The following is a 20,127-nucleotide window of genomic DNA, read 5'->3' as shown; positions in this document are numbered from 1 at the left end:
GAACATCTCAATGGCTATTACCAAAGACCAACTGATCGCCGATATCGCCGAAGCTACCGCTCTGCAGAAGACTGAAGTGCGCAAGGTTCTCGAGCAACTGACCGACATCGTTGCTGATCAGCTGGAAAACGGCGGCGAAATCACTCTGCCAGGCGTTGGCAAACTGAAAGTGACCGAGCGTCCTGCCCGTACTGGCCGTAACCCATCGACTGGCGCTGCCATCGAAATCGCTGCCAAGAAAGTGATCAAGCTGGTTGTAGCCAAGGCCCTGACCGACGCTGTCAACAAGTAAGATGCCGTGAAGCCGTGCCGCGGAGCGATCCGGGCACGGTTTTTTTTCGCCTGCTGAAAGGGCGTTGTTCGATTTATCCCTGGCTTGAACCGCTGCTGCGCACCCAGCGCTCCTGGCGCCAGGCCTGCTGCCGGGCCTTGTCCTGGAAGGTCCAGGCGACGAAGCGGCTCTGCTTCTGGCCCTGGGACATCTCCACTACCTTGCTCTCCAGTGCTCCGGCCTTCTTCAGCGCGGCCTCGATGGCCGGCAGGTTCGACGCCTTCGATACCAGCGTACTGAACCACAAGACCTGGTTCGCCAGTTGCGGGCTTTCGCTGATCAACTGCGTCACAAAGCGCGCCTCGCCACCCTCGCACCACAACTCTGCGGCTTGGCCGCCAAAGTTCAGCACCGGCAGCTTGCGCTTGGGATCGGCCTTGCCCAGGGCCCGCCATTTACGGCGACTGCCGCTCTGGGCCTCGTCGAGGGAGGCGTGGAACGGCGGGTTGCACAGGGTCAGGTCGAAATACTCGGTGCTTTCCAGCAGGCCGCTGAGGATCTGTTTCGGATTGCCCTGTTGGCGCAGGCTGATGGCCTTGTTCAAGCCATTGGCCTGGACGATCGCCTTGGCGGCGGACAGCGCCGTGGGGTTGATATCGGAGCCGAGGAACTGCCAGCGATAGTCGCCATGGCCGATCAGCGGGTAGATGCAGTTCGCCCCCACGCCGATATCCAGTACTCGTACCGCGGCCCCGCGGGGAATCACGCCGTCGTTGTTTTCCGCCAGCAGGTCGGCGAGGAAATGCACGTAGTCGGCGCGGCCCGGTACCGGCGGGCAGAGGAAGTCTGCCGGAATGTCCCAGTGGGCGATGCCGTAGAAGGCCTTGAGCAGCGCGCGGTTGAATACGCGCACGGCTGCCGGGTCGGCGAAGTCGATGCTTTCCTTGCCGTAGGGATTGATGATCACGAACTGACCGAGCTCGGGGCAGCCCTTGATCAGTTGCGGGAAGTCATAACGCCCCTGGTGGCGGTTACGGGGGTGCAGGGCGGCTTTTTCGCGCGGCTGTGCCGCCTTGGCCGGGGCGGCTTTGGCGGGTTTCTTGCGCGGGGGCTTGGGTGTGCTGGGGGCGTTCATGGGCAAGGTCGGTTCAGGCAAGGCTCAATTGACCGGCATTGTCCCACATTCGCCCGCTCAGGGCTGGAACGCGCCGATGAAGATCGCCGGATCGACCCGTGCATCGTTGAGGCTGATGTTCCAGTGCATGTGTGGCCCGGTGGCGCGCCCGGTCGAACCGACCTTGCCGACCACGGCGCCGCGGGCCAGGGTCTGGCCGACCTGCACGTCGATCTTCGACAGGTGGCAGAACATGCTGATGAAGCCCTGGCCGTGGTCGACGAACACGGTGTTGCCGTTGAAGAAGTAGTTGCCGGTGAGGATCACCTTGCCGGCAGCCGGGGTCTTGATCGGGGTGCCGGCCGGTACCGCGAAGTCCAGTCCGGCATGGGGGTTGCGCTCTTCGCCGTTGAAGAAACGGCGTACGCCGAAGCGGCTCGACAGCGGGCCGTTTACCGGCTTGTCCAGCAGCAGGTTACTCGGTGTGCCGGGGCTGAAACTGCGGTAGGCACGCAACTGCACTGCCAGTTCTTCATCAATGCGCTTGAGGTCGGCCGGGTTGGGATTGACCTGGCGGGTGTTCTTCAGCGTGATGTGCTGTTCCGGGTACTTCTTGTTGCCGACCCGGAAGTCCAGGTTGCGACTGCCCGAGCTGATCTGCTGGCTGCCGGGTTTGACGCTCAGCGGGATACCGACGATGGCCAGCCAGTTGTTCTGTTCCTTGACCACCAGCACCGGCTTGCCCTGGTAGCTGGCCTTGGGCGCCTGTGCCGCAGCGCCGAGGTCGATCACGGCGACGCCACCGGGCACCGGCTTGTTCAGCAGGCGGGTGATGTAGCTGTCGGCGTGGGCATTGCAGGCCAGGCCCAGGAGCAGCAGGGCGGCGAGAAAACGCGGCATGTTCAAGTCCTTTGCAAATCAGTCCAGTAGCGACAGGGTCACGGGCGTCAGGTGGTTGTCCTCGACTCGCACCTGCAACTCGCCTTCGGCCAGTTTCGCTTTCAGGCGCTGGCCTGGGCGGGTTTGTTCGGCGTTGCGGATCGCCTGGCCGCGCTCGTCCAGCAGGATGCTGTAGCCACGACCGAGGGTGGCCAGCGGGCTGACCACATGCAGCGTCTGCACCTGGCTTTGCAGTTGCAGCCGGCGGGCCTTCAGGCCCTCGCGCATCGCTCGGGGCAGACGTTCGGCGAGGCTGTCCAGGCGCTGGCGCAGTAGCGCCAGTTGGCGGCCGGGATGCTGGCCGGAGAGGCGGGTTTCGAGGCGCAGGAGCTTTTGTCGACGGTTATCGAGCTGGCGTTCGAAGGCCCGGCGCATGCGCATGTCCAGATCATCCAGGCGCTGGGCCTGCTGGCGCAGGCGTTCACCTGGATGCCGCAGGCGGCGGGCAAGGCCATCCAGGCGCAATCGCTCGCGTGCAAGTCGGTCACGCATGCGCATCACCAGGCGGCGATGCAGGCTCTCGACCCGGCGTTGCAGGTCGCTGGAGTCGGGGGCCAGCAGTTCGGCAGCGGCTGAAGGAGTCGGGGCGCGGACGTCGGCGACGAAGTCGCTGATGGACACATCGGTTTCATGGCCGATGGCGCTGACGATCGGCGTCACGCAGGCATCCACGGCGCGGGCGACTGCTTCTTCGTTGAAGCACCAGAGATCTTCCAGCGAGCCGCCTCCGCGGGCCAGGATCAGCGCGTCGAAGCCCTTGGCATCGGCGATCTTCAAGGCACGGACGATCTGTGCGGTGGCCTCGCGGCCCTGGACCGCCGTGGGAATCAGGGTCAGCTCGACCTGCGGGGCACGCCGACGGAACACGCTGATGATGTCGCGGATCACCGCGCCGGTCGGTGAGCTGACGATGCCGATTCGTTGCGGGTGAGCCGGCAGCGGAATCTTGCGCTCGGCGCTGAACAGGCCTTCGGCGCCGAGCTTTTCCTTCAACGCCTCGAAGGCCAGGCGCAGCGCGCCATCACCGGCTGGTTCGACGGTGTCGAGAATCAGCTGGTAATCACCACGGCCCTCGAACAGCGAAACCTTGCCGCGTACCTTGACCGCCAAGCCATCCTTCAAGGCCTGGCGCACGCGGGCGGCGTTCTGCCGGAACAGCGCGCAGCGTACCTGGGCGCCGCTATCCTTGAGGGTGAAATAGACGTGGCCGGAGGCCGGGCGGGCGAGGTTGGATATCTCCCCTTCGACCCAGATATTGCTGAACACGTCCTCCAGCAGCACCCGCGCGCGGCCGTTGAGCTGGCTGACAGTAAGAACCTCGCGGTCGAGGCCCAGACGAGAAAAGGGGTCTTTTATCATGGCGGGCATGATAAAGGCATTTGGTTGCCGATCACCACGTCTATCAATCTGGACAATGTCTTTGTGGGAAATGTGTGATCTTCAGGAGTGAAGCTGTCCTCGAAAACACTCGACGAACTGCGCCACCAGCGGCGTCGGCTCCTGGCGGCAGGCCAGGGCCAGGGTGCTCTGGCAGTCCGGGTCCTTGAGCGGCAGGAAATGGATGTTGGCCGGGGCGATGTCCTGCATCGACTCGGGCAGCAGGGCGATGCCGAACCCGGCCTGGATCAGTTGCAACTGGGTGGTCTTGCGCGACACCACGCGGGCCGCCTTGGGAAAGAAACCCTGGCGCATGCACAGTTCGGCCGACAGGTAACTCAAGCCGCCCCGTTGTGGGTGGGGAATGGAAATGAAGGCTTCGTCCTTGAGCATGGCCAGGTCGATGCCATCGGTCGCGCCGGCCAGGGCATGCGCCGGCGGTACCGCGAGCAACAGGCGTTCGCTGAACAGCGGCAGTATCTGCACACCTTCGCGCTGGCGTAGCACCGGCAGGCGCAACAGGCCGACATCCAGCCGGCCCTCGGCCAGTTCCTCCAACTGGGCCTCCGAAGACAGCTTGACGATATCCATCGAAGCGCCTGGGCTCTGTTCCAGATAGTGACCAATTGCCCGCAACAGTCTTCCGCTCATGGGCACGGTGCTGGAGTGGCTCAGGCGCAACGTCCCCAACTGGCCATTACCGACCTGGGTCGCCAGTTCGCTGGCCTTTTTCAGCTCGTTGAGCAGGTTCCGCGCCCGCGGATAAAAGGCCTCGCCGGCGGCTGTCAGTCGCGGCTGGCGCGCCGTGCGTTCGAACAGCGGCGTCTGCAAATGATTCTCCAGTTCCTTGATCTGCCGGCTCAGGGCCGACTGGGCGATGAACAGGCGTTCGGCGGCAGCACTGAAACTGCCGGAGTCGGCGATTTCGACGAAGTAACGCAACTGGCGGGTGGAAATCACAAGTCATGCCTTTTCGAGATAGGTAATGGGCTTTGAACATATTAGTCGCAAGGCTCATCACTGGCTAAAGTCAAGCGAACCCATTGCGGAAGTTGTGTGTCATGAGCCTTGTCGCGTTGTTGAACCAGTGGCCGTTCAGTGCCACCGATTGGCTGGTGGTGGAGTTCGGGGTCGCCCTGGCCTATATCGTCTTTGGCGTGGCGGGCTTCGGCACGGCGTTGGTGGCCGGGCCGATCCTGATCCTGTTCATGCCGCTGTCGAAGATCGTACCGCTGCTGGTGCTGCTGGATTTTGTCGCGGCGTTCGGCAACCTGTTGCCGTCGCGCAAGGATGTCGCCCGTTCGGAGTTGCTGCGGCTGCTGCCGTGCATGGCGGTGGGCTGCACCCTGGGCGTAGTGTTCCTGCTCAACCTCAAGTCCGACATCCTGCTGTTGCTGATGGGCCTGTTCATCAGCGCCTATGCCATCTACAGCCTGCTTATAAAGGCTCGACCCACGCAATTGAAGGCTGGCTGGGCAGTGCCCATGGGCACGGTGGGCGGGATGTTCGGTGCGCTGTTTGGCAGTGGTGGTTTTCTCTATGCGATCTACCTCAACAGCCGGCTGCCCAAGGACGCGGCCCGGGCCACGCAGAGCGCGCTGATCAGTTGCAGCACGGTGGTGCGCCTGTCGCTGTTCATCATTGCGGGGGTCTATGCCGAGCTACCTTTATTGGTGTTGGCGCTGTGCCTGTTGCCGGCGATGGCGTTGGGGCTGTGGATCGGCCGGCGAGTGACGTCGAGACTGTCCCGTGATGCCTTCGTGCGGCTGGTGACCTGGCTGGTGCTGGCCAGTGGCGTTGCCCTGGTCACGCGGTATCTGAGCACTTGACCTGATCGCGTCAGGGATTAAGCTGAGCGGCCGCGTATCTTGTGGCGAGTGGGCATGCCCATGCCGGGGCGCATAGCGGCCCCGGAACTGGCGATGGCGCTGTGGCAGACAGCATGCAGGCGACGGTTTACGTCTGCTTCGCAGCCGAACGCGGCGGTGCGGCGTCCCGACAAGCCCCCTCGCCACAAGGAGCATCACCGCCTTTGCTTCAGGCCGTAGCCGTGAATTCCCAAAGCATGAACTCCCAAAGCATCATCGTCCCGAAAATCTCCACCCTGCCGGTCCACGAGCCGCGTGCCCGGGCGATCCTGCGCTGGCTGGTACGCAAGAACATCGTCGAGGAACAACTGAGCACCTGCGGCCGCAGCGGCAATCGCATGGCCTACGCCATCGCCCCGGGCGCGGCCAATGTGGTCCTGCGTCCGGAAGCGCTGCCGTTCGGCGAACCGATCAACGGCCTGGAGGTCGTCGTCAAGCGCTGCATCTATACTCCGTCCAAGGGCTTTCTCGAAGAGGCCGGTTGTGCCGAATGCCGCCGCGAAGTCGGCGAGGCGCTTTTCGACAGCCTGGAAGAGTGGATGCCGGGGCGGACCGAGAACTTCATCTGCCCGTTGTGTGGGCACGAAGATGACATCAACGGCTTCCTGTTCCTGCAGCCGTGCGCTTTTTCCAACCTGGGATTTATCTTCAATAACTGGCTCGAAGCCGGCTTCACGCAGGCGTTTCTCGACGAGTTCGCCGATTGGCTGGATCAGCCCGTCGCCTGGGTGCAGGTCGAGCTGTAAATAGGCCAAGGTTTACATTGAGCCGGGGCCCTAGTATGAGTATAATGGCGCGCTTCCATTTTCCCGCCCGGGAGCCCCCGCGATGCTGCGTATCAGCCAAGAAGCCCTGACTTTCGACGACATTCTCCTTGTGCCCGGTTATTCCGAGGTGCTTCCCAACGAAGTCAGTCTCAAAACCCGTCTTACCCGTGGCATCGAGCTGAATATTCCGCTGGTTTCCGCTGCCATGGACACCGTGACCGAAGCTCGCCTGGCCATTGCCATGGCCCAGGAAGGCGGTATCGGTATCATCCACAAGAACATGACCATCGAGCAGCAGGCTGCCGAAGTGCGCAAGGTCAAGAAGTTCGAAGCCGGTGTCGTCAAGGACCCGATCACCATCGAGGCCGACGCCTCGGTTCGTGACCTGCTCGAACTGACCCGCATGCACAACATCTCCGGCGTGCCAGTACTGCACGATGGTGACCTGGTGGGCATCGTCACTTCCCGTGACGTGCGTTTCGAAACCCGCCTGGATGTCCCGGTTCGCGAAGTGATGACGCCGAAAGAGCGTCTGGTCACTGTTCGCGAAGGTGCCGACAAGGCTGAAGTCCGCGCGCTGCTGCACAAGCACCGCCTGGAAAAAGTCCTGATTGTCGACGACAAGTTCGCCCTCAAGGGCATGATGACCGTCAAGGACATCGAGAAATCCAAGGCCTACCCGCTGGCCAGCAAGGACGACCAGGGTCGTCTGCGCGTGGGTGCCGCGGTCGGTACCGGCAAGGACACCGGTGATCGCGTTACCGCGCTGGTCAACGCCGGCGTCGACGTGGTGGTGGTCGACACTGCCCACGGTCACTCCAAGGGTGTGATCGACCGCGTTCGCTGGGTCAAGGAAACCTTCCCGCAAGTGCAGGTGATCGGCGGCAACATCGCCACCGGCGCTGCTGCCAAGGCCCTGGCCGAGGCGGGCGCGGATGCGGTCAAGGTCGGTATCGGCCCTGGCTCGATCTGCACCACCCGTATCGTCGCCGGTGTCGGCGTGCCGCAAATCAGCGCCATCGCCAACGTCGCCGCCGCCCTTGAAGGCACTGGCGTGCCGTTGATCGCCGACGGCGGCATCCGTTTCTCCGGTGACCTGTCCAAGGCTATCGTGGCCGGTGCCTCCTGCGTGATGATGGGCTCGATGTTCGCCGGTACCGAAGAAGCGCCGGGCGAAATCGAACTGTTCCAGGGCCGTTCCTACAAGGCCTACCGCGGCATGGGTTCGCTGGGTGCGATGGCGCAGTCCCAGGGCTCCTCCGACCGCTACTTCCAGGACTCCTCCGCGGGTGCCGAGAAGCTGGTGCCGGAAGGTATCGAAGGTCGCGTACCGTACAAGGGCACCCTGACCGCCATCGTTCACCAACTGATGGGCGGCCTGCGTTCCTCGATGGGCTACACCGGCAGCGCCAACATCGAAGAAATGCGCACCAAGCCTGAGTTCGTGCGTATCACCGGTGCCGGCATGGCCGAATCTCACGTCCACGACGTGCAGATCACCAAGGAAGCTCCAAACTATCGCGTAGGTTGATAGTGATCGCCGCCAGGCGCTGGCCTGGCGGCGATTGACGAATTTTGAACCGGGGCTGTTGATGACAGCCCCGTGTTGTTTCTGATTTCACAGACGAGAATGAGCCATGGCCCTCGACATTCACGCCCACCGCATCCTGATCCTCGACTTCGGTTCCCAGTACACCCAACTGATCGCCCGCCGCGTGCGTGAGATCGGCGTGTACTGCGAACTGCATCCGTTCGACATGGACGACGAAGCGATTCGCGAATTCGCTCCCAAAGGCGTCATCCTCGCCGGCGGCCCCGAGTCGGTACACGAAGCCAACAGCCCGCGCTGCCCACAGGCCGTGTTCGACCTGGGCGTACCGGTCTTCGGTATCTGCTACGGCATGCAGACCATGGCCGAGCAGATGGGCGGCAAGGTCGAGGGTTCGGAACTGCGTGAGTTCGGTTATGCCCGCGTCGACGTGGTCGGCAAGAGCCGCCTGCTCGATGGCATCGAAGACCACGTCGATGCCGACGGCCTGTTCGGTCTCGACGTGTGGATGAGCCACGGTGACAAGGTCACCCGGATGCCGGAAGACTTCCACATCCTGGCCAGCACCCCGAGCTGCCCGATTGCCGGCATGTTCAACGACGACCTGCGTTACTACGGCGTGCAGTTCCACCCGGAAGTGACCCACACCAAGCAGGGCGGTCGCATCCTGTCGCGCTTCATCCTCGACATCTGCGGTTGCGAAGCGCTGTGGACGCCGTCGCACATCGCCGACGACGCCATTGCCCAGATCCGTGCCCAGGTCGGTACCGACAACGTCCTGCTCGGCCTGTCCGGCGGTGTCGACTCCTCGGTGGTTGCGGCGCTGCTGCACAAGGCCATCGGCGACCAGCTGACCTGCGTCTTCGTCGACAACGGCCTGTTGCGCCTGCACGAAGGTGACCAGGTAATGGCCATGTTCGCCGAGAACATGGGCGTCAAGGTGATCCGTGCCAACGCCGAAGACCAGTTCCTCGGCAACCTGGCCGGCGAAGCCGACCCGGAGAAGAAGCGCAAGATCATCGGTCGTACCTTCATCGACGTGTTCGATGCCGAGTCCTGCAAGCTGAACAACATCAAGTACCTGGCCCAGGGCACCATCTACCCGGACGTGATCGAGTCGGCTGGCGCCAAGAGCGGCAAGGCCCACGTGATCAAGTCCCACCACAACGTCGGTGGCCTGCCGGAAGAGATGAACCTCAAACTGGTCGAGCCGTTGCGCGAGCTGTTCAAGGATGAGGTTCGTCGCCTTGGCCTGGAACTCGGCCTGCCGTACGACATGGTCTACCGTCACCCATTCCCGGGCCCGGGCCTGGGTGTGCGGATCCTTGGCGAAGTGAAGAAGGAATACGCCGACCTGCTGCGTCGCGCCGACCACATCTTCATCGAGGAACTGCGCAAGGCCGACTGGTACCACAAGGTCAGCCAGGCCTTCGTGGTGTTCCAGCCGGTGAAATCGGTCGGCGTGGTCGGTGATGGCCGTCGCTACGCCTGGGTCGTTGCCCTGCGTGCCGTGGAAACCATCGACTTCATGACCGCACGGTGGGCGCACCTGCCGTACGAGCTGCTGGAAACCGTCAGCGGCCGGATCATCAACGAGATCGAGGGTATTTCCCGCGTGACCTATGATGTGTCGAGCAAGCCGCCGGCGACCATCGAGTGGGAATGATCCCGCGTCCGGCACTGCCCGGTACGATCTAGCGAAAAATGCCCTGGAGCCCGCATGATTGCGGGCTTTTGGCTTGTTGGGACTGGAAAATTTGAGCAGTATCCTACGTCACCAGGCACTATGTTTGTGTGGCATGGTATGAGGTACCGACTGCATTCGAAGCCATGCAAAAAACGGTATGGCAAAGCTGACGTTGATGACGGCCTAACAAAAATCGATGAGGATTTCCGGGGGGGCAAAAGTGCATAGGTCTGCTATGCACCTGGGGGGCGATGGCTCAGTGCGTTCTGCCTCTTCGTGTGCTACCTTGTGAGCAGAAATTGATCAAACCGTTTGGGGTACTCAAGCCATGAACCACAAGCTGAATAGCTATGGCGTATCCATAGTAGACAGACCTAAAATTAAAGCCACCAAGAAGCTGGACTTGGGTGGCGATCTGGGTAAGCAGATCGTTTATTCAGAAACTAAGCTCGTTCTCAGAACTCATAAGAAGACTTTTCAGAAGCTGGCTGACATGTAATGGAGTTGATCTTCTTTCCATTTGAACGTGTCATTGAGATAAACACTCACATCTTGACTACCGAGCCCGGCATGAGGGGGCCGGTAAATATTCCTACCTTACAAGGCGCGCTGGCTCGAATCGACAACTCGATCGCTTATACTGGCCTCGATGATGTATTTGAAATTGCCGCCAAGTACACTGCCAGTATCGCTCGAGGCCACGCACTGCCTGATGCTAACAAGCGCACCGGGCTTGCTGTCGGCTTGGAGTACCTTTCGCTCAATGATTATGAAATTACCCTAGACAATGATCTGCTAGCGGATGCCGTTAGGGATTTGGTTACCGGCGATATCAACGAGTATGATTTCGCTGATATTCTCTATTCCTGTTTCAGCGCCTCTCAAAATCAGGCTTAGTACTTAGAGGGCTTGCATGGCTATCTCATGTGTCATTGGATCGCGGTGACCTGGGAGAAAGCGTGCACTGCTGTCTGTTGGCCGCCTGCAGATCTACTAGATTACCTCGTCGATGGACCGCGATGAACATCTGGCTTAATCACGCCATTTTTCCTCCATACCTCAAGCCAAAGCCAGTCAGTCAAACTGACAGGATTGTATTCAGACTCAGCTACAGCTTTACCTGGTTGCACAGGAAAAGGCGCGTTCCGAAACAATTGCACTCATTATTCCGTTCGCGTAGCGAGCCTACGCGCGTTTACAGTCTGAGCTTCGCTGCTGTAGTGGTCTACTAACCCCGGACACCTTTTTAGGCGAGAATGATCGCCATACAGAGGTGTTCGATGAGCAGACAACGACGTACTTTCACCCCCGCCTTCAAGCGTGAGGCTGCCAGCCTGGTGCTCGATCAAGGCTACAGTTGCCCCGAGGCCGCCAGATCCCTCGACGTGGGTGAGAGCTTGTTGCGTCGCTGGGTCGCCCAGTTGCAACTGGAGCGCGGCGGCATTACCCCCACTGCCAAGGCGCTCACGCCGGAGCAGCAGACGATCCAGGAGCTTCAGGCCCGCATCAACCGGCTGGAGCTTGAGAAGAAAATCTTAAAGGAGGCCACTGCGCTCTTGATGGCCGAGGAACACGGGCGCAGACGTTGAAGTCGATTCGGCAGTTGGCAAGACACTACCCTGTTCAACTGTTGTGTTCGGTCTTCGAACTGCCCCGATCTTGTTACTACGCCCATCTGGCCCGGCGCCGTCGTATCGATGTGCGCCGAGTGAGCCTGCGCAGCCGCGTCAACGAGCTGTTCAGTCAAAGCCGTAGCTCAGCGGGTAGCCGCAGTCTCGTTGCCATGCTCCGGGATGAAGGCGTCGAGGTCGGGCGTTTCAAAGTCAGAAGATTGATGAAGGAGCAGGGTTTGATCAGCAAACAGCCTGGTTCTCATGCCTACAAGAAGGCCACGGTTGAGCGCCCCGACATTCCCAATGTCCTTGATCGGCAGTTCACCGTGGCAGCGCCGAACACGGTCTGGTGCGGTGACATCACCTATATCTGGGCACAGGGTCGATGGAATTACCTGGCCGTTGTATTGGACTTGTTCAGCCGCAGAGTGGTGGGCTGGGCGATGTCGGCCAAGCCTGATGCCGAACTGGTCATCAAGGCGCTCGACAGGGCTTACGAGATGCGTGGCAGACCACGGGGTGTCCTGTTTCACAGCGACCAAGGCAGTCAATATGGCAGCCGTAGTTTTCGCCAGCGGCTCTGGCGCTATCGGATGACCCAAAGCATGAGCCGACGAGGAAATTGTTACGACAATGCCCCCATGGAGCGGCTGTTTCGTAGCCTGAAAACGGAGTGGGTGCCGACGGTGGGTTACATGACGACCGCGTTGGCCGAGCAGGACATCGGCCGCTACCTCATGCAGCGGTACAACTGGATAAGGCCGCATCAGCACAACGGTTTCGTACCGCCGGCGGTGGCGGAAGAAAAACTCAATTCTGTGTCCGGGAATTGTTGACCACTACACATGGCGGACGATAGTGATGTGGGCGAAGCTTCGCTGATCGCAATCGAGTGCGTCTCGGCCGCGCTCAACCATGTCGCTGAATGGCTGGGCCATCGTGACGGTTTGGCGCCTGACCAGTCTTTTGCCGGCGACGATCTGGCAGCAAGACTGGCACCGTCCGGGCTCGATCATTGGCTTGCGTTGTTCGGGCGCGATCTCGCGGCGAGCTATGGCGAAGATGGCGCGATCGACCTTGCGGTCGTGATTACGCTTAGTCGCCATGTGGAACGCCTGTTCTGGAGCCTTGGCATCTATTGCTGGCCCGAGGGCGAAAACGTCCGCTGTGTCGTATCCGATCGGCCGCTGGCGCCGCTTTTGCTACCGGGGATCGATATACTCGCAGATGTTCCAACGGTCGCTCCCGCGCCCCCCAATTTTCAGCTGCCCGATAATGGCGAGAGTGGGCTGCAATGACCGATGTGGAATGTCTGGTTTCTCCGGCGCATCTCCCAGAATGTGTCGGTCGGCTAGGCCCCAGACCCAGCCATACTCCCACCGTCCGTTTGTGATAGTGGCGAATCGTTGTTGTGCGGCGAAAACCATTGCCTACGGGCCTCCAGCTCGAAGCATGGTATAAATCATGGTGTTCTATATCATAAATTTTGTAAGCTTATGATAAATATCAGTTTTTATGGTTATAAATAATAGAGTGGGAATGATCCCTGCCTGATTCAGGCGAAAAGCGTTAAAGCAATGGCGGTCGATGCCTCGGTGTCGACCGCCGTTGTCGTTTCTGGCTGTAGGAAAGTTCGTTGCTCTTAACCATCGCAATAACCTGCAAACGCACCGGTCTTCTTGCGTTTTCGACACCGTGGCTCTCATCAGCTGCAGGGACTGAGTTAACTGCCCCGTATCCGCAACACCGCCGGCCCCGTCAGCACAATCCGCACCAGATCGGCCTGGCGGGTCGTGCCCACCCGGGCGGCAGCGGCCTTGAACTGGGCCCTGACGGTGTGCAGTGACAGATGCTGGCGCTCGGCGTATTCCTGCGGGCTCAGGCCGTTGACCAGTGCCTCGGTCAAGCGTGCTTCGGCCGGGGTCATGCCATACAGGTCACGCAGGAGCTGAACCAGCGAGCCAATGCAAGCTGATGGGTTGCTGATAAACACTACCCCGGCACTGCCCTCCCCAAACGGTGACTCCCAGCGCGGCAGTGGCGTGATCACCAGGTCCAACTGGCCACCATCGACGCCCTGCAGGCGTAACGCCCCCCCGGCATCGCCCAGGCGGTCCTTGCCGGTTTGCACGACACCGTGCAGGTACTTTTGCAGGCGTGAGTCCTGCGCGGCATGGCTGGCGCGAATGCTGCCCTGGGCGCCAAGCTGCAGGAGCCCGGAACGGTTTGCCAGGTCGTGCGCCAAGGTGTTGGCATGCAGGACCTTCGCCTGTTCGTCGATCAGCACCACGCCAAAGGGGCTGGTCTCGAGTACGCCGATGGAGGTCTGTGCCAGCGCGTCCAGACGATGCAGGCGTCGGTGCAGGGCAAAGGCCGCCTGCAGATGCGGCATCAGCGCCTGGATGATCCGGGTTTCCTGTGGGCTGTAGCCACCGGCGCGCTCCGAGCGCAGCAGGGTGACATTGAGTGAGCGGTCTTCGCGTTTTTCGACAATGGCTGCCGACGAGTAGAAAAAATCCTGGTGACGCAGCCAGTCGTTGTAGTACTCCGAGCGCTTGAGTTGATCGTCCGGATAGAGGCTCGAGGAGGTCACCACTCGTCCCGCCTGATGTTGCAAGGGGTCATCCATCCAGACATTTCGCTCGGCGTAGTAGTCGGCAAAGCTGCCCAGTGCCACCGGGTCGATCCCGCGTACGCTGGAGATGATGCCCGAGGAACCGTCGATGTCTGCGCTGTTGTCGCTGAAATCATGGGCCCAGATGATCGCTGCGTGTGAGCGCAAGTGCCCGGCGAAGCCAGCGAGGAAGTTGTCCCAGCGCCGGCTGTCCAATGCCGCTTCATAGATGCTGCCAATCAGGTCCCCCAATCCTTCAGGTGCCGATTGAGCCATAGGTCGTTCCTCAGGCCGTGACGGTGATATCTATTAGCCACTTTAGCCAATTTTGGGGATGCGCGTCTGTGACGGCCTAGCTAAAAATCAGCGACAAAAATCGGCCGATCCACGTCAGTTCAAGGATGTACCCATGACGCCTCTTTTCTTGCGCAAGGATTTGTTCGTTCGCGGATCGCATCCGGCTACCAAACGACTGCTCATGACCTGCACCTGGCTGTTGTTGTGTGCGCTGCAACTGCCTTCGGTGAGCGCTGCGGCCGGTCTGTCTGGCGAACTGGATAATCTCGACAGGGCCGAGTTCAACGAAGCGATTGCCCAGGCCCGGGAGTGTCTGGCGGCACAGGATCGGGTCTGCGCCGAGCAGCAACTGGCAATTGCCAAGCGGCGTGCCGACAGCAGTAGCGACAAGTTGCTGGTGGAGCGGCTGAGAAAAAGTGCCCAGGACAGCACGGCGGCGCTGCGTGAACAACAGGCGCAGGATGAGGACACGGTGCGCTGGGCCCAGGAACAGCGGCGCTTGCAGGTCGTTCAGGCCCGTGCCGACCAGGACGCCGCTGCCGCTGAGGATCAGCCGATCAGTACGGCTGATGCCATTCGCAGTGCAGGCGCACAGATGAATCGGACACTGGCCAACCAGTTGGCCGAGAAGCAGGCCGAACGCGAACGCATCGCCCGGATCGAGCGTCAGCAAAGCCGGGCCCGTGATCAGCAACAGGCCCAGTTACAACAACCGACCCAGGTGCCGCAACGTCCGACCTCGGTGCGCCAGCCGCAGAGCTTCGACCAGGCGCAAGGCCAACGTCCGACTCAAGTGGTGGCGCAAACCGCTCCTGCACCCCAGCCTGCGCCGAAGAAACCGAGCAAGCCAGCCGCCGAGACCACGCCCCAGCCCGAGGCCCTGGCGTTCTGCTGGGAGAACAAGCATGGTCGCTGGACCTGTGACGGGCCGGGCGACGAAACCTCCATCGCCGAAAAGGACCGGGCGGCCCAGTTGTCGCTGGTGAGTTGCAGGCAGCCATCCCTGCTGCTGAACAGCAGCATCACCCTGACCAGCACTCGGGTCAGCAAGCGCGGCAGTGTCAATGGCTGGCTGTTTCGCTGCGGCACTCGCCTGCAGCCAGGCGATACCGGCCATGCGACCTGGAACCGCGATATTCGCCGTTTCTGGACCGGCATCCCAGGTTGAGCCGATCGAACATCCCTGCCACTTCAGGACATCACCCGCATGAAAATCAACACGTCCCTGCTGTTTACCTCGCTGTGCCTGCTTGGCATGTCCAACGCCCAGGCCGCGACCAGCGACACCGCGACCTTGCGTATCAGTTGTGAAGACGAGAGCGACAGTCCGCAGGTCTACATCAACAACCAGTTCAAGGGCGAATGTTCGCTGGATGTGCAGGTGCGCGCCGGTACCGTGCAAATACGCGTGGTGGATGCGCGCAAGCGGGTCTTCGAAAAGACGTTGCGCGTTGCGGGCGGGACCAGCAAGCGGATCGATGTCGACCTGGGCGTGGAAGAGCGGGCGGCGGCCGAGCAGGCGGCCAAGGCTGAGCATGAGGCCGCCTGGAGAAAGGCGAGTGCGCGGTGGTGGCAGATGCCGGCCGACCGTGACTATTCGTGCCGCGACCTGAAGGCACGTGTCACCTCGCGCATTCGCAATGTGCAGGACTTCTCCTGCAATTGCGAGATCAGCCAGGTACAACATCCGGCATGGAAACGGTATGACCAGACCGAGTGTAAGGCCACGTTCCAGGCCAATCTGGTGGAGAACAACACTCGGTCGTTCTATTACGACGACACTCAGAGCAACAAGTACAGTTTCAGTATCGGTAATGAATGATGCCAACGACCGCCATGTTTCCTGGTTGGCGCAAGCCCAGGTGAGGTTGAGCGGCACTGCACCACTTTTCCGTTGGTCAGGACTGTCATTTCTGACAGTAGTGTTTTGACCTGTGTTCTTCTAGCGTCCCGTTCAACAGACAGGCTGTGTACGAGTCCCATCAATGGGGCTGTGCAGTCGCAGATGCCAGGTTCACCGGGAGGCTGGATCATGGGCGAAGGTATGGCGTTGACGCAGAGTCGGGGAGGGCTTGCCGTGAAGATCGCGGCAGCACTGGGGTGGTTTGCATTGCTCCTGCAACTCTACCTGATCCTGGCTTCGCGCTGGCAGGCTGGTAAGAGCCTGCCGGGAGCGCTGGATATCTTCCATCGTTGTCGGGCTGGCGTACAACCTGCTGCTGCGCAATACGTGGAATCCACAGGGCCTGCAATGGGTCGCTGATGAACTGCTGCATGACGTGATGCCGGTGCTGTTCGTGATCTATTGGTGGTTCTGCGTGCCCAAGGGCACCTTGCAGTGGCGGGATGCCTGGCCGTGGTCGATCTATCCAGCGGTCTACTTCGTTTTCGCCCTGGTGCGTGGCAGCCTGGTCGACTCGTATCCCTATCCCTTCATCGACGTGAATCAGTTGGGGTATTCACAGGTACTGGTCAACGCGCTGCTGGTGCTGGTGGGATTCGTGCTGGTATCGCTGCTGGTCATTGCCGTGGATCGGTGGCGCGGCAGGCGCTGAGCTTGTGGGAAAACGGCGTTCAGCATCAGCTGGGAATCATGCTGGCGCCCAGTTGCCTTCGGTTCATGCTGTAGGGAAATTTCCTGCTGTTACTCTCCGAAATACCCCGAAAACACATTGATCCATCCGTTTTTTTTCCTCTCCCTACACTCACGAAGCCAGCGCAGATTGACGCGCTGGTGGCGTCATTTTTTGTCGATAAGCTGGCTTGGTTGTCAGTTGACAACTTTTTCTTCGAGGGAGAGACTGGAGGCTATGGATGGCTAGGACAAGGCACCCGATCAAGGAGATCGAGGAGGCTCTGCGACACGCGGAGGAACAGGGGTGGCGAATCAGTGTGGGAGGCTCGCATGTCTGGGGAAAGATATATTGCCCGTTCAACAGCCAGCAGTGCCGTTGTCAGGATCACTGCATCAGTAGTGTCTTCAGCACGCCACGCAATGCCTTCAGCCACGCCCGCAGGCTGCGTCAGGTGGTGGATGGCTCTGTCATGAACCGTGGCGTTGGCGCTTCCCACAGCACGTCACTCAGGGAGTAGAACCGTGGAATATGAATTCACATTGAGGTATCAGCTTTCGGATCACAACAACGATCAGGATGTACTGATCGAGCGCCTGTACGAATGTGGCTGTGATGATTCGCTGATCGGCAGCGGAGTTCCAGGTCGGTTGGCCCTGGCGTTTTCCCGGGACGCCACAAGCGCCATCCTGGCGCTGCTCAGCGCCTTGCAGGACGTCAAGCGCGCCATTCCCGATGCACGGCTGATCGAAGTGGTGCCGGACCTGGTGGGGCTAACCGATATCGCCGATATTGCCGGGGTTTCCCGACAGAACATCCGCAAGCTCATGCTCAACCACTCGAATACCTTTCCATTGGCGGTCCACGAAGGCAGTCCATCGGTCTGGCATCTGGCGCAGGTGCTGGAATGGCTGGATGGCCGGGGTTATGAACTGCAGCCCCGCTTGCTTGAGACTGCACAGGCAGCCCAGCAGGTGAACCTCACCAAGGCCACCAGCAAGCTCGGTTCGGTGAACCCCGAGTTGCTGGCGCTGATTCAATGAGTTGCCGGATGGCAGCGCCTCAGCGCCGCGCCACATCCGAAAAGTAGAACTTGTCCAGGGTGTGCCGCGACTCGGTGTACTCGAACTGCCGGCCGTCCTGCAGGAAGGTCTGGTTCTTCACCACGATCACGTGGCTGGCGCCGTCCAGGTCCAGGTGCTGCTGGTCGTCCTTGCTGCAGCGCACGGCTTCGATGGTGCGCTGGGCAAAGCTGATGTTCAGTTGCAGGGTCTGTTCGATATAGGCGTAGATCGAGTGCTCGGCGATCTCGCGGGTCAGGCCGGGGATGAGGTCGGCGATGAAGTGGTTGATGTCGAGAATGATCCGCTTGCCGTCGATGTGGCGCACTCGCTTGATGCAGATCACCGTGCTTCCCGGCTCGCCCTTCAGGCGATCTTGCAGGAAACCTTCCAGCGGTACTTCACTGAACGCCACGACTTCCGTGCCGATGTTGTTGCCCAGGCTCGAATGGGCTTCCTGGAAGGTCACGATGCCGCCGAGCTGGAACTCGATCGGGCTGCGTGACAGCACGAAAGTGCCCTTGCCGTGGATCTTCTGGGCGAACCCCCGTTCCTGCAACTGCTCGATGGCCTTGCGCACGGTGCCGCGGCTGGCCTGGTAGCTATCCATCAGCTCGGTTTCCGAAGGGAGTCGGGCGCCTTTTTCCAATTGCTCGGTGGTGATGCTGGCAAGCAGATCGCTATAGATCTGGTTGTATTTGCTCATGGTGTTCGCTCTGAATCGGAAATCGCCCGGTAACAGCGTAGCGGACGGGGTGTCCCAAGGAATGGAACCTTAAGGGCAGGTCGGCCCTTTGTCCATTTGTCGGATCTTTTACCAATAAACGCTCAACTCGTCTGTACGAGTTGTTGCTTTAACTCGTACAGACGAGTATTTTCGCCCATGTGCTGCGACAACCTCAAATAACAATCAGCGCGGAAGAGAAACCATGAGTCACGATTATCCGAATATCGCCCGCGAGCTGCTGCAAAGTCTCGGCGGTGCCGAAAACCTCGAACAGGCCGCACATTGTGTTACCCGCCTGCGGCTGGCGCTCAAGGACCCGAACAAGGTCGACAAGAGCGCCCTGGCGGCGGTCGACCTGGTCAAGGGCTCGTTCTTCACCGGGGGCCTGTTCCAGATCGTTATCGGCCCAGGCGAAGTGGAGCGGGTCTACGCCGCGTTGCGCGAGGTCACCGGCCTGGCGGCATCGACCATCGCCGACGTGAAGAAGGCCGGCGTCGACAAGAGCAACGCCATGCAACGCCTGGTGCGGGTGTTCTCCGATGTGTTCATGCCGATCCTGCCTGCCCTGATCATTGCCGGCCTGCTGATGGGGGTGAACAACCTCATGGGCGCCAAGGGCATGTTCGTCGATGGTCAGACGCTGCTCGAGGCCTATCCCTCGCTGGATGGGCTGTGGAGCCTGATCAATCTCATGGCCAACACCTCCTTCGTGTTCCTGCCGGCGCTGGTCGGCTGGTCGGCGGCCAAGCGCTTCGGCGGCAGCGAAATCCTCGGTATCGTTCTCGGCCTGATGCTGGTCCATCCCGACCTGCTCAATGCCTGGAACTACGGCAAGGCGGTCGCCGGCCTCGACGGCCAGAGCCTGCCGTACTTCGATATCTTCGGCTGGTTCCGGATCGAGAAGGTCGGGTACCAGGGGCAGATCCTGCCGATTCTCATGGCGGCGTATGTCATGAGCGTGATCGAGAAATGGCTGCGCGCTCGGGTGCCGAATGCGATCCAACTGCTGGTGGTACCGATCACTACCATCGTCGTCACCGGTGTCTTGGCCCTGGCGATCATCGGCCCGGTCACCCGGCACCTGGGCATCCTGATCACGCAAGGCATGGTCTGGTTGTTCGACGTGGCCCCGGCTATCGGCGGTGCGGTGTTCGGCCTGCTGTATGCGCCGCTGGTGATCACCGGCATGCACCACATGTTCCTCGCCGTGGACCTGCAGTTGATCTCTGGCCATGGCGGTACCTTCATCTGGCCGATGATCGTGATGTCCAACCTGGCCCAGGGCAGCGCGGCCCTCGCGGTGTTCTACATGAGCCGCAACGCACGGGATCGCAGCATGGCCTCGACTTCGGCGATTTCTGCCTATTTCGGAATCACCGAGCCGGCGATGTTCGGCGTCAACCTGCGTTGCAAGTTCCCGTTCTATGCCGCGCTGGTCGGCTCGGCTCTCGCCTGCGTGTTCCTGTCGCTGAACAAGGTGCTGGCCTCGGCCATCGGTGTTGGCGGGCTGCCGGGATTCATCTCGATCGTTCCGCATTCCATTCCGGTGTTCATCGCCGGCATGGCGGTCGCGATGCTCGTGCCCTTTGCGCTCACCTGTGCGCTGAGCCTGAAGATCGTGCGCCCAGGCTATCGCGTCGCCTGAAATCGACGCTACCGAATAGAAGGGA

19 protein-coding genes and 1 pseudogene are annotated in these 20,127 nt (G+C 60.9%); 14 read left to right on the top strand and 6 right to left on the bottom strand.

Features of this window, described 5'->3' with window-relative positions:
• The first annotated feature begins 10 nt into the window (after positions 1–10).
• On the top strand, positions 11–292 hold the full coding sequence (locus AC6I6U_RS31110) for an HU family DNA-binding protein (RefSeq protein WP_010445708.1): 282 nt from the start codon (positions 11–13) through the stop codon (positions 290–292).
• Between the two features lie 73 nt (positions 293–365).
• Here AC6I6U_RS31110 and rlmF read toward each other — a convergent pair whose 3' ends face one another.
• The 4 genes from rlmF to AC6I6U_RS31090 all read right to left on the bottom strand — a co-directional run bounded on the left by rlmF (position 366) and on the right by AC6I6U_RS31090 (position 4,661).
• Complete coding sequence (rlmF, locus tag AC6I6U_RS31105) at positions 366–1,406, bottom strand: 23S rRNA (adenine(1618)-N(6))-methyltransferase RlmF (protein WP_497879755.1); 1,041 nt, start codon at positions 1,404–1,406, stop codon at positions 366–368.
• A gap of 57 nt (positions 1,407–1,463) precedes the next feature.
• Positions 1,464–2,285: a peptidoglycan DD-metalloendopeptidase family protein gene (locus AC6I6U_RS31100; protein ID WP_497879754.1), complete on the bottom strand. Its 822-nt coding sequence runs from the start codon at positions 2,283–2,285 to the stop codon at positions 1,464–1,466.
• Positions 2,286–2,303: 18 nt separating this feature from the next.
• Positions 2,304–3,683, bottom strand: coding sequence for an exodeoxyribonuclease VII large subunit (gene xseA, locus AC6I6U_RS31095; protein WP_497883143.1), 1,380 nt, complete (start codon positions 3,681–3,683; stop codon positions 2,304–2,306).
• A gap of 81 nt (positions 3,684–3,764) precedes the next feature.
• Positions 3,765–4,661 (bottom strand): LysR family transcriptional regulator, encoded by an 897-nt coding sequence (locus AC6I6U_RS31090; protein ID WP_497879753.1) that lies wholly within the window; start codon positions 4,659–4,661, stop codon positions 3,765–3,767.
• A gap of 101 nt (positions 4,662–4,762) precedes the next feature.
• On the opposite strand from AC6I6U_RS31090, the gene AC6I6U_RS31085 reads away from it, so the two are divergent.
• From AC6I6U_RS31085 to AC6I6U_RS31055, 7 genes are all read left to right on the top strand, one after another.
• Positions 4,763–5,530: a sulfite exporter TauE/SafE family protein gene (locus AC6I6U_RS31085; RefSeq protein ID WP_497879752.1), complete on the top strand. Its 768-nt coding sequence runs from the start codon at positions 4,763–4,765 to the stop codon at positions 5,528–5,530.
• Between the two features lie 236 nt (positions 5,531–5,766).
• Entirely contained in the window at positions 5,767–6,315 is a 549-nt protein-coding gene (locus tag AC6I6U_RS31080; RefSeq protein ID WP_497879751.1) for a sugar ABC transporter ATPase, read from the top strand.
• Positions 6,316–6,397: 82 nt separating this feature from the next.
• Positions 6,398–7,867, top strand: a complete 1,470-nt coding sequence (guaB, locus tag AC6I6U_RS31075; protein WP_497879750.1) for an IMP dehydrogenase — start codon at positions 6,398–6,400, stop codon at positions 7,865–7,867.
• A 106-nt stretch (positions 7,868–7,973) separates the two neighbouring features.
• Complete coding sequence (gene guaA, locus AC6I6U_RS31070; RefSeq protein WP_497879749.1) at positions 7,974–9,551, top strand: glutamine-hydrolyzing GMP synthase; 1,578 nt, start codon at positions 7,974–7,976, stop codon at positions 9,549–9,551.
• 519 nt (positions 9,552–10,070) lie between these two features.
• Positions 10,071–10,469, top strand: a complete 399-nt coding sequence (locus AC6I6U_RS31065) for a type II toxin-antitoxin system death-on-curing family toxin (RefSeq protein WP_497879748.1) — start codon at positions 10,071–10,073, stop codon at positions 10,467–10,469.
• A 383-nt stretch (positions 10,470–10,852) separates the two neighbouring features.
• Positions 10,853–12,021, top strand: a protein-coding gene (locus AC6I6U_RS31060) for an IS3 family transposase (RefSeq protein ID WP_497878044.1) whose coding sequence is annotated in 2 segments (ribosomal slippage) — positions 10,853–11,114 and positions 11,114–12,021 — 1,170 coding nt in all. Because the reading frame shifts where the segments join, the coding sequence is not laid out codon by codon here.
• A gap of 9 nt (positions 12,022–12,030) precedes the next feature.
• Positions 12,031–12,483 (top strand): hypothetical protein, encoded by a 453-nt coding sequence (locus tag AC6I6U_RS31055; protein WP_497879747.1) that lies wholly within the window; start codon positions 12,031–12,033, stop codon positions 12,481–12,483.
• A gap of 425 nt (positions 12,484–12,908) precedes the next feature.
• Here the strand turns inward: AC6I6U_RS31055 and AC6I6U_RS31050 are convergent, their stop codons facing one another.
• Positions 12,909–14,075 (bottom strand): helix-turn-helix transcriptional regulator, encoded by a 1,167-nt coding sequence (locus AC6I6U_RS31050; RefSeq protein WP_497879746.1) that lies wholly within the window; start codon positions 14,073–14,075, stop codon positions 12,909–12,911.
• A gap of 133 nt (positions 14,076–14,208) precedes the next feature.
• Here AC6I6U_RS31050 and AC6I6U_RS31045 point away from each other — a divergent pair, with 133 nt between their 5' ends.
• From AC6I6U_RS31045 to AC6I6U_RS31025, 5 genes and pseudogenes are all read left to right on the top strand, one after another.
• Positions 14,209–15,264 carry a hypothetical protein gene (locus AC6I6U_RS31045; RefSeq protein ID WP_497879745.1) on the top strand — a complete coding sequence of 352 codons (1,056 nt, stop codon included), beginning with the start codon at positions 14,209–14,211 and terminating at the stop codon, positions 15,262–15,264.
• 39 nt (positions 15,265–15,303) lie between these two features.
• The gene (locus tag AC6I6U_RS31040) at positions 15,304–15,918 is read left to right on the top strand and encodes a hypothetical protein (protein ID WP_497879744.1); all 615 of its coding nucleotides are present in this window, start codon (positions 15,304–15,306) and stop codon (positions 15,916–15,918) included.
• Positions 15,919–16,128: 210 nt separating this feature from the next.
• Positions 16,129–16,651: pseudogene (locus AC6I6U_RS31035) on the top strand (Pr6Pr family membrane protein).
• A 259-nt stretch (positions 16,652–16,910) separates the two neighbouring features.
• Positions 16,911–17,189 (top strand): hypothetical protein, encoded by a 279-nt coding sequence (locus tag AC6I6U_RS31030; RefSeq protein ID WP_497879743.1) that lies wholly within the window; start codon positions 16,911–16,913, stop codon positions 17,187–17,189.
• A 4-nt stretch (positions 17,190–17,193) separates the two neighbouring features.
• Complete coding sequence (locus AC6I6U_RS31025) at positions 17,194–17,712, top strand: helix-turn-helix transcriptional regulator (RefSeq protein ID WP_497879742.1); 519 nt, start codon at positions 17,194–17,196, stop codon at positions 17,710–17,712.
• A 19-nt stretch (positions 17,713–17,731) separates the two neighbouring features.
• On the opposite strand, the gene treR is transcribed toward AC6I6U_RS31025, so the two are convergent.
• Positions 17,732–18,436: a trehalose operon repressor gene (treR, locus tag AC6I6U_RS31020; protein WP_497879741.1), complete on the bottom strand. Its 705-nt coding sequence runs from the start codon at positions 18,434–18,436 to the stop codon at positions 17,732–17,734.
• 223 nt (positions 18,437–18,659) lie between these two features.
• Between treR and treP the strand changes: the two genes are divergently transcribed.
• Positions 18,660–20,102 carry a PTS system trehalose-specific EIIBC component gene (treP, locus tag AC6I6U_RS31015; RefSeq protein WP_497879740.1) on the top strand — a complete coding sequence of 481 codons (1,443 nt, stop codon included), beginning with the start codon at positions 18,660–18,662 and terminating at the stop codon, positions 20,100–20,102.
• The last annotated feature ends 25 nt before the right edge of the window (positions 20,103–20,127 follow it).

The sequence above is a fragment of the Pseudomonas sp. UTLPPB19802 genome, assembly GCF_059730225.1.
Note: the sequence above shows the minus strand (reverse complement) of the source record. Positions and strands in the feature narration are given on the sequence as shown.

Coding starts and splice junctions, on each gene's coding strand:
- xseA (WP_497883143.1), bottom strand. CDS start 3,683: ATGATAAAAGACCCCTTTTCTCGTCTGGGCCTCGACCGCGAGGTTCTT.
- AC6I6U_RS31040 (WP_497879744.1), top strand. CDS start 15,304: ATGAAAATCAACACGTCCCTGCTGTTTACCTCGCTGTGCCTGCTTGGC.
- guaB (WP_497879750.1), top strand. CDS start 6,398: ATGCTGCGTATCAGCCAAGAAGCCCTGACTTTCGACGACATTCTCCTT.
- guaA (WP_497879749.1), top strand. CDS start 7,974: ATGGCCCTCGACATTCACGCCCACCGCATCCTGATCCTCGACTTCGGT.
- AC6I6U_RS31030 (WP_497879743.1), top strand. CDS start 16,911: ATGGCTAGGACAAGGCACCCGATCAAGGAGATCGAGGAGGCTCTGCGA.
- AC6I6U_RS31085 (WP_497879752.1), top strand. CDS start 4,763: ATGAGCCTTGTCGCGTTGTTGAACCAGTGGCCGTTCAGTGCCACCGAT.
- AC6I6U_RS31100 (WP_497879754.1), bottom strand. CDS start 2,285: ATGCCGCGTTTTCTCGCCGCCCTGCTGCTCCTGGGCCTGGCCTGCAAT.
- AC6I6U_RS31080 (WP_497879751.1), top strand. CDS start 5,767: ATGAACTCCCAAAGCATCATCGTCCCGAAAATCTCCACCCTGCCGGTC.
- AC6I6U_RS31050 (WP_497879746.1), bottom strand. CDS start 14,075: ATGGCTCAATCGGCACCTGAAGGATTGGGGGACCTGATTGGCAGCATC.
- AC6I6U_RS31065 (WP_497879748.1), top strand. CDS start 10,071: ATGGAGTTGATCTTCTTTCCATTTGAACGTGTCATTGAGATAAACACT.
- treP (WP_497879740.1), top strand. CDS start 18,660: ATGAGTCACGATTATCCGAATATCGCCCGCGAGCTGCTGCAAAGTCTC.
- treR (WP_497879741.1), bottom strand. CDS start 18,436: ATGAGCAAATACAACCAGATCTATAGCGATCTGCTTGCCAGCATCACC.
- AC6I6U_RS31110 (WP_010445708.1), top strand. CDS start 11: ATGGCTATTACCAAAGACCAACTGATCGCCGATATCGCCGAAGCTACC.
- AC6I6U_RS31045 (WP_497879745.1), top strand. CDS start 14,209: ATGACGCCTCTTTTCTTGCGCAAGGATTTGTTCGTTCGCGGATCGCAT.
- AC6I6U_RS31055 (WP_497879747.1), top strand. CDS start 12,031: ATGGCGGACGATAGTGATGTGGGCGAAGCTTCGCTGATCGCAATCGAG.
- rlmF (WP_497879755.1), bottom strand. CDS start 1,406: ATGAACGCCCCCAGCACACCCAAGCCCCCGCGCAAGAAACCCGCCAAA.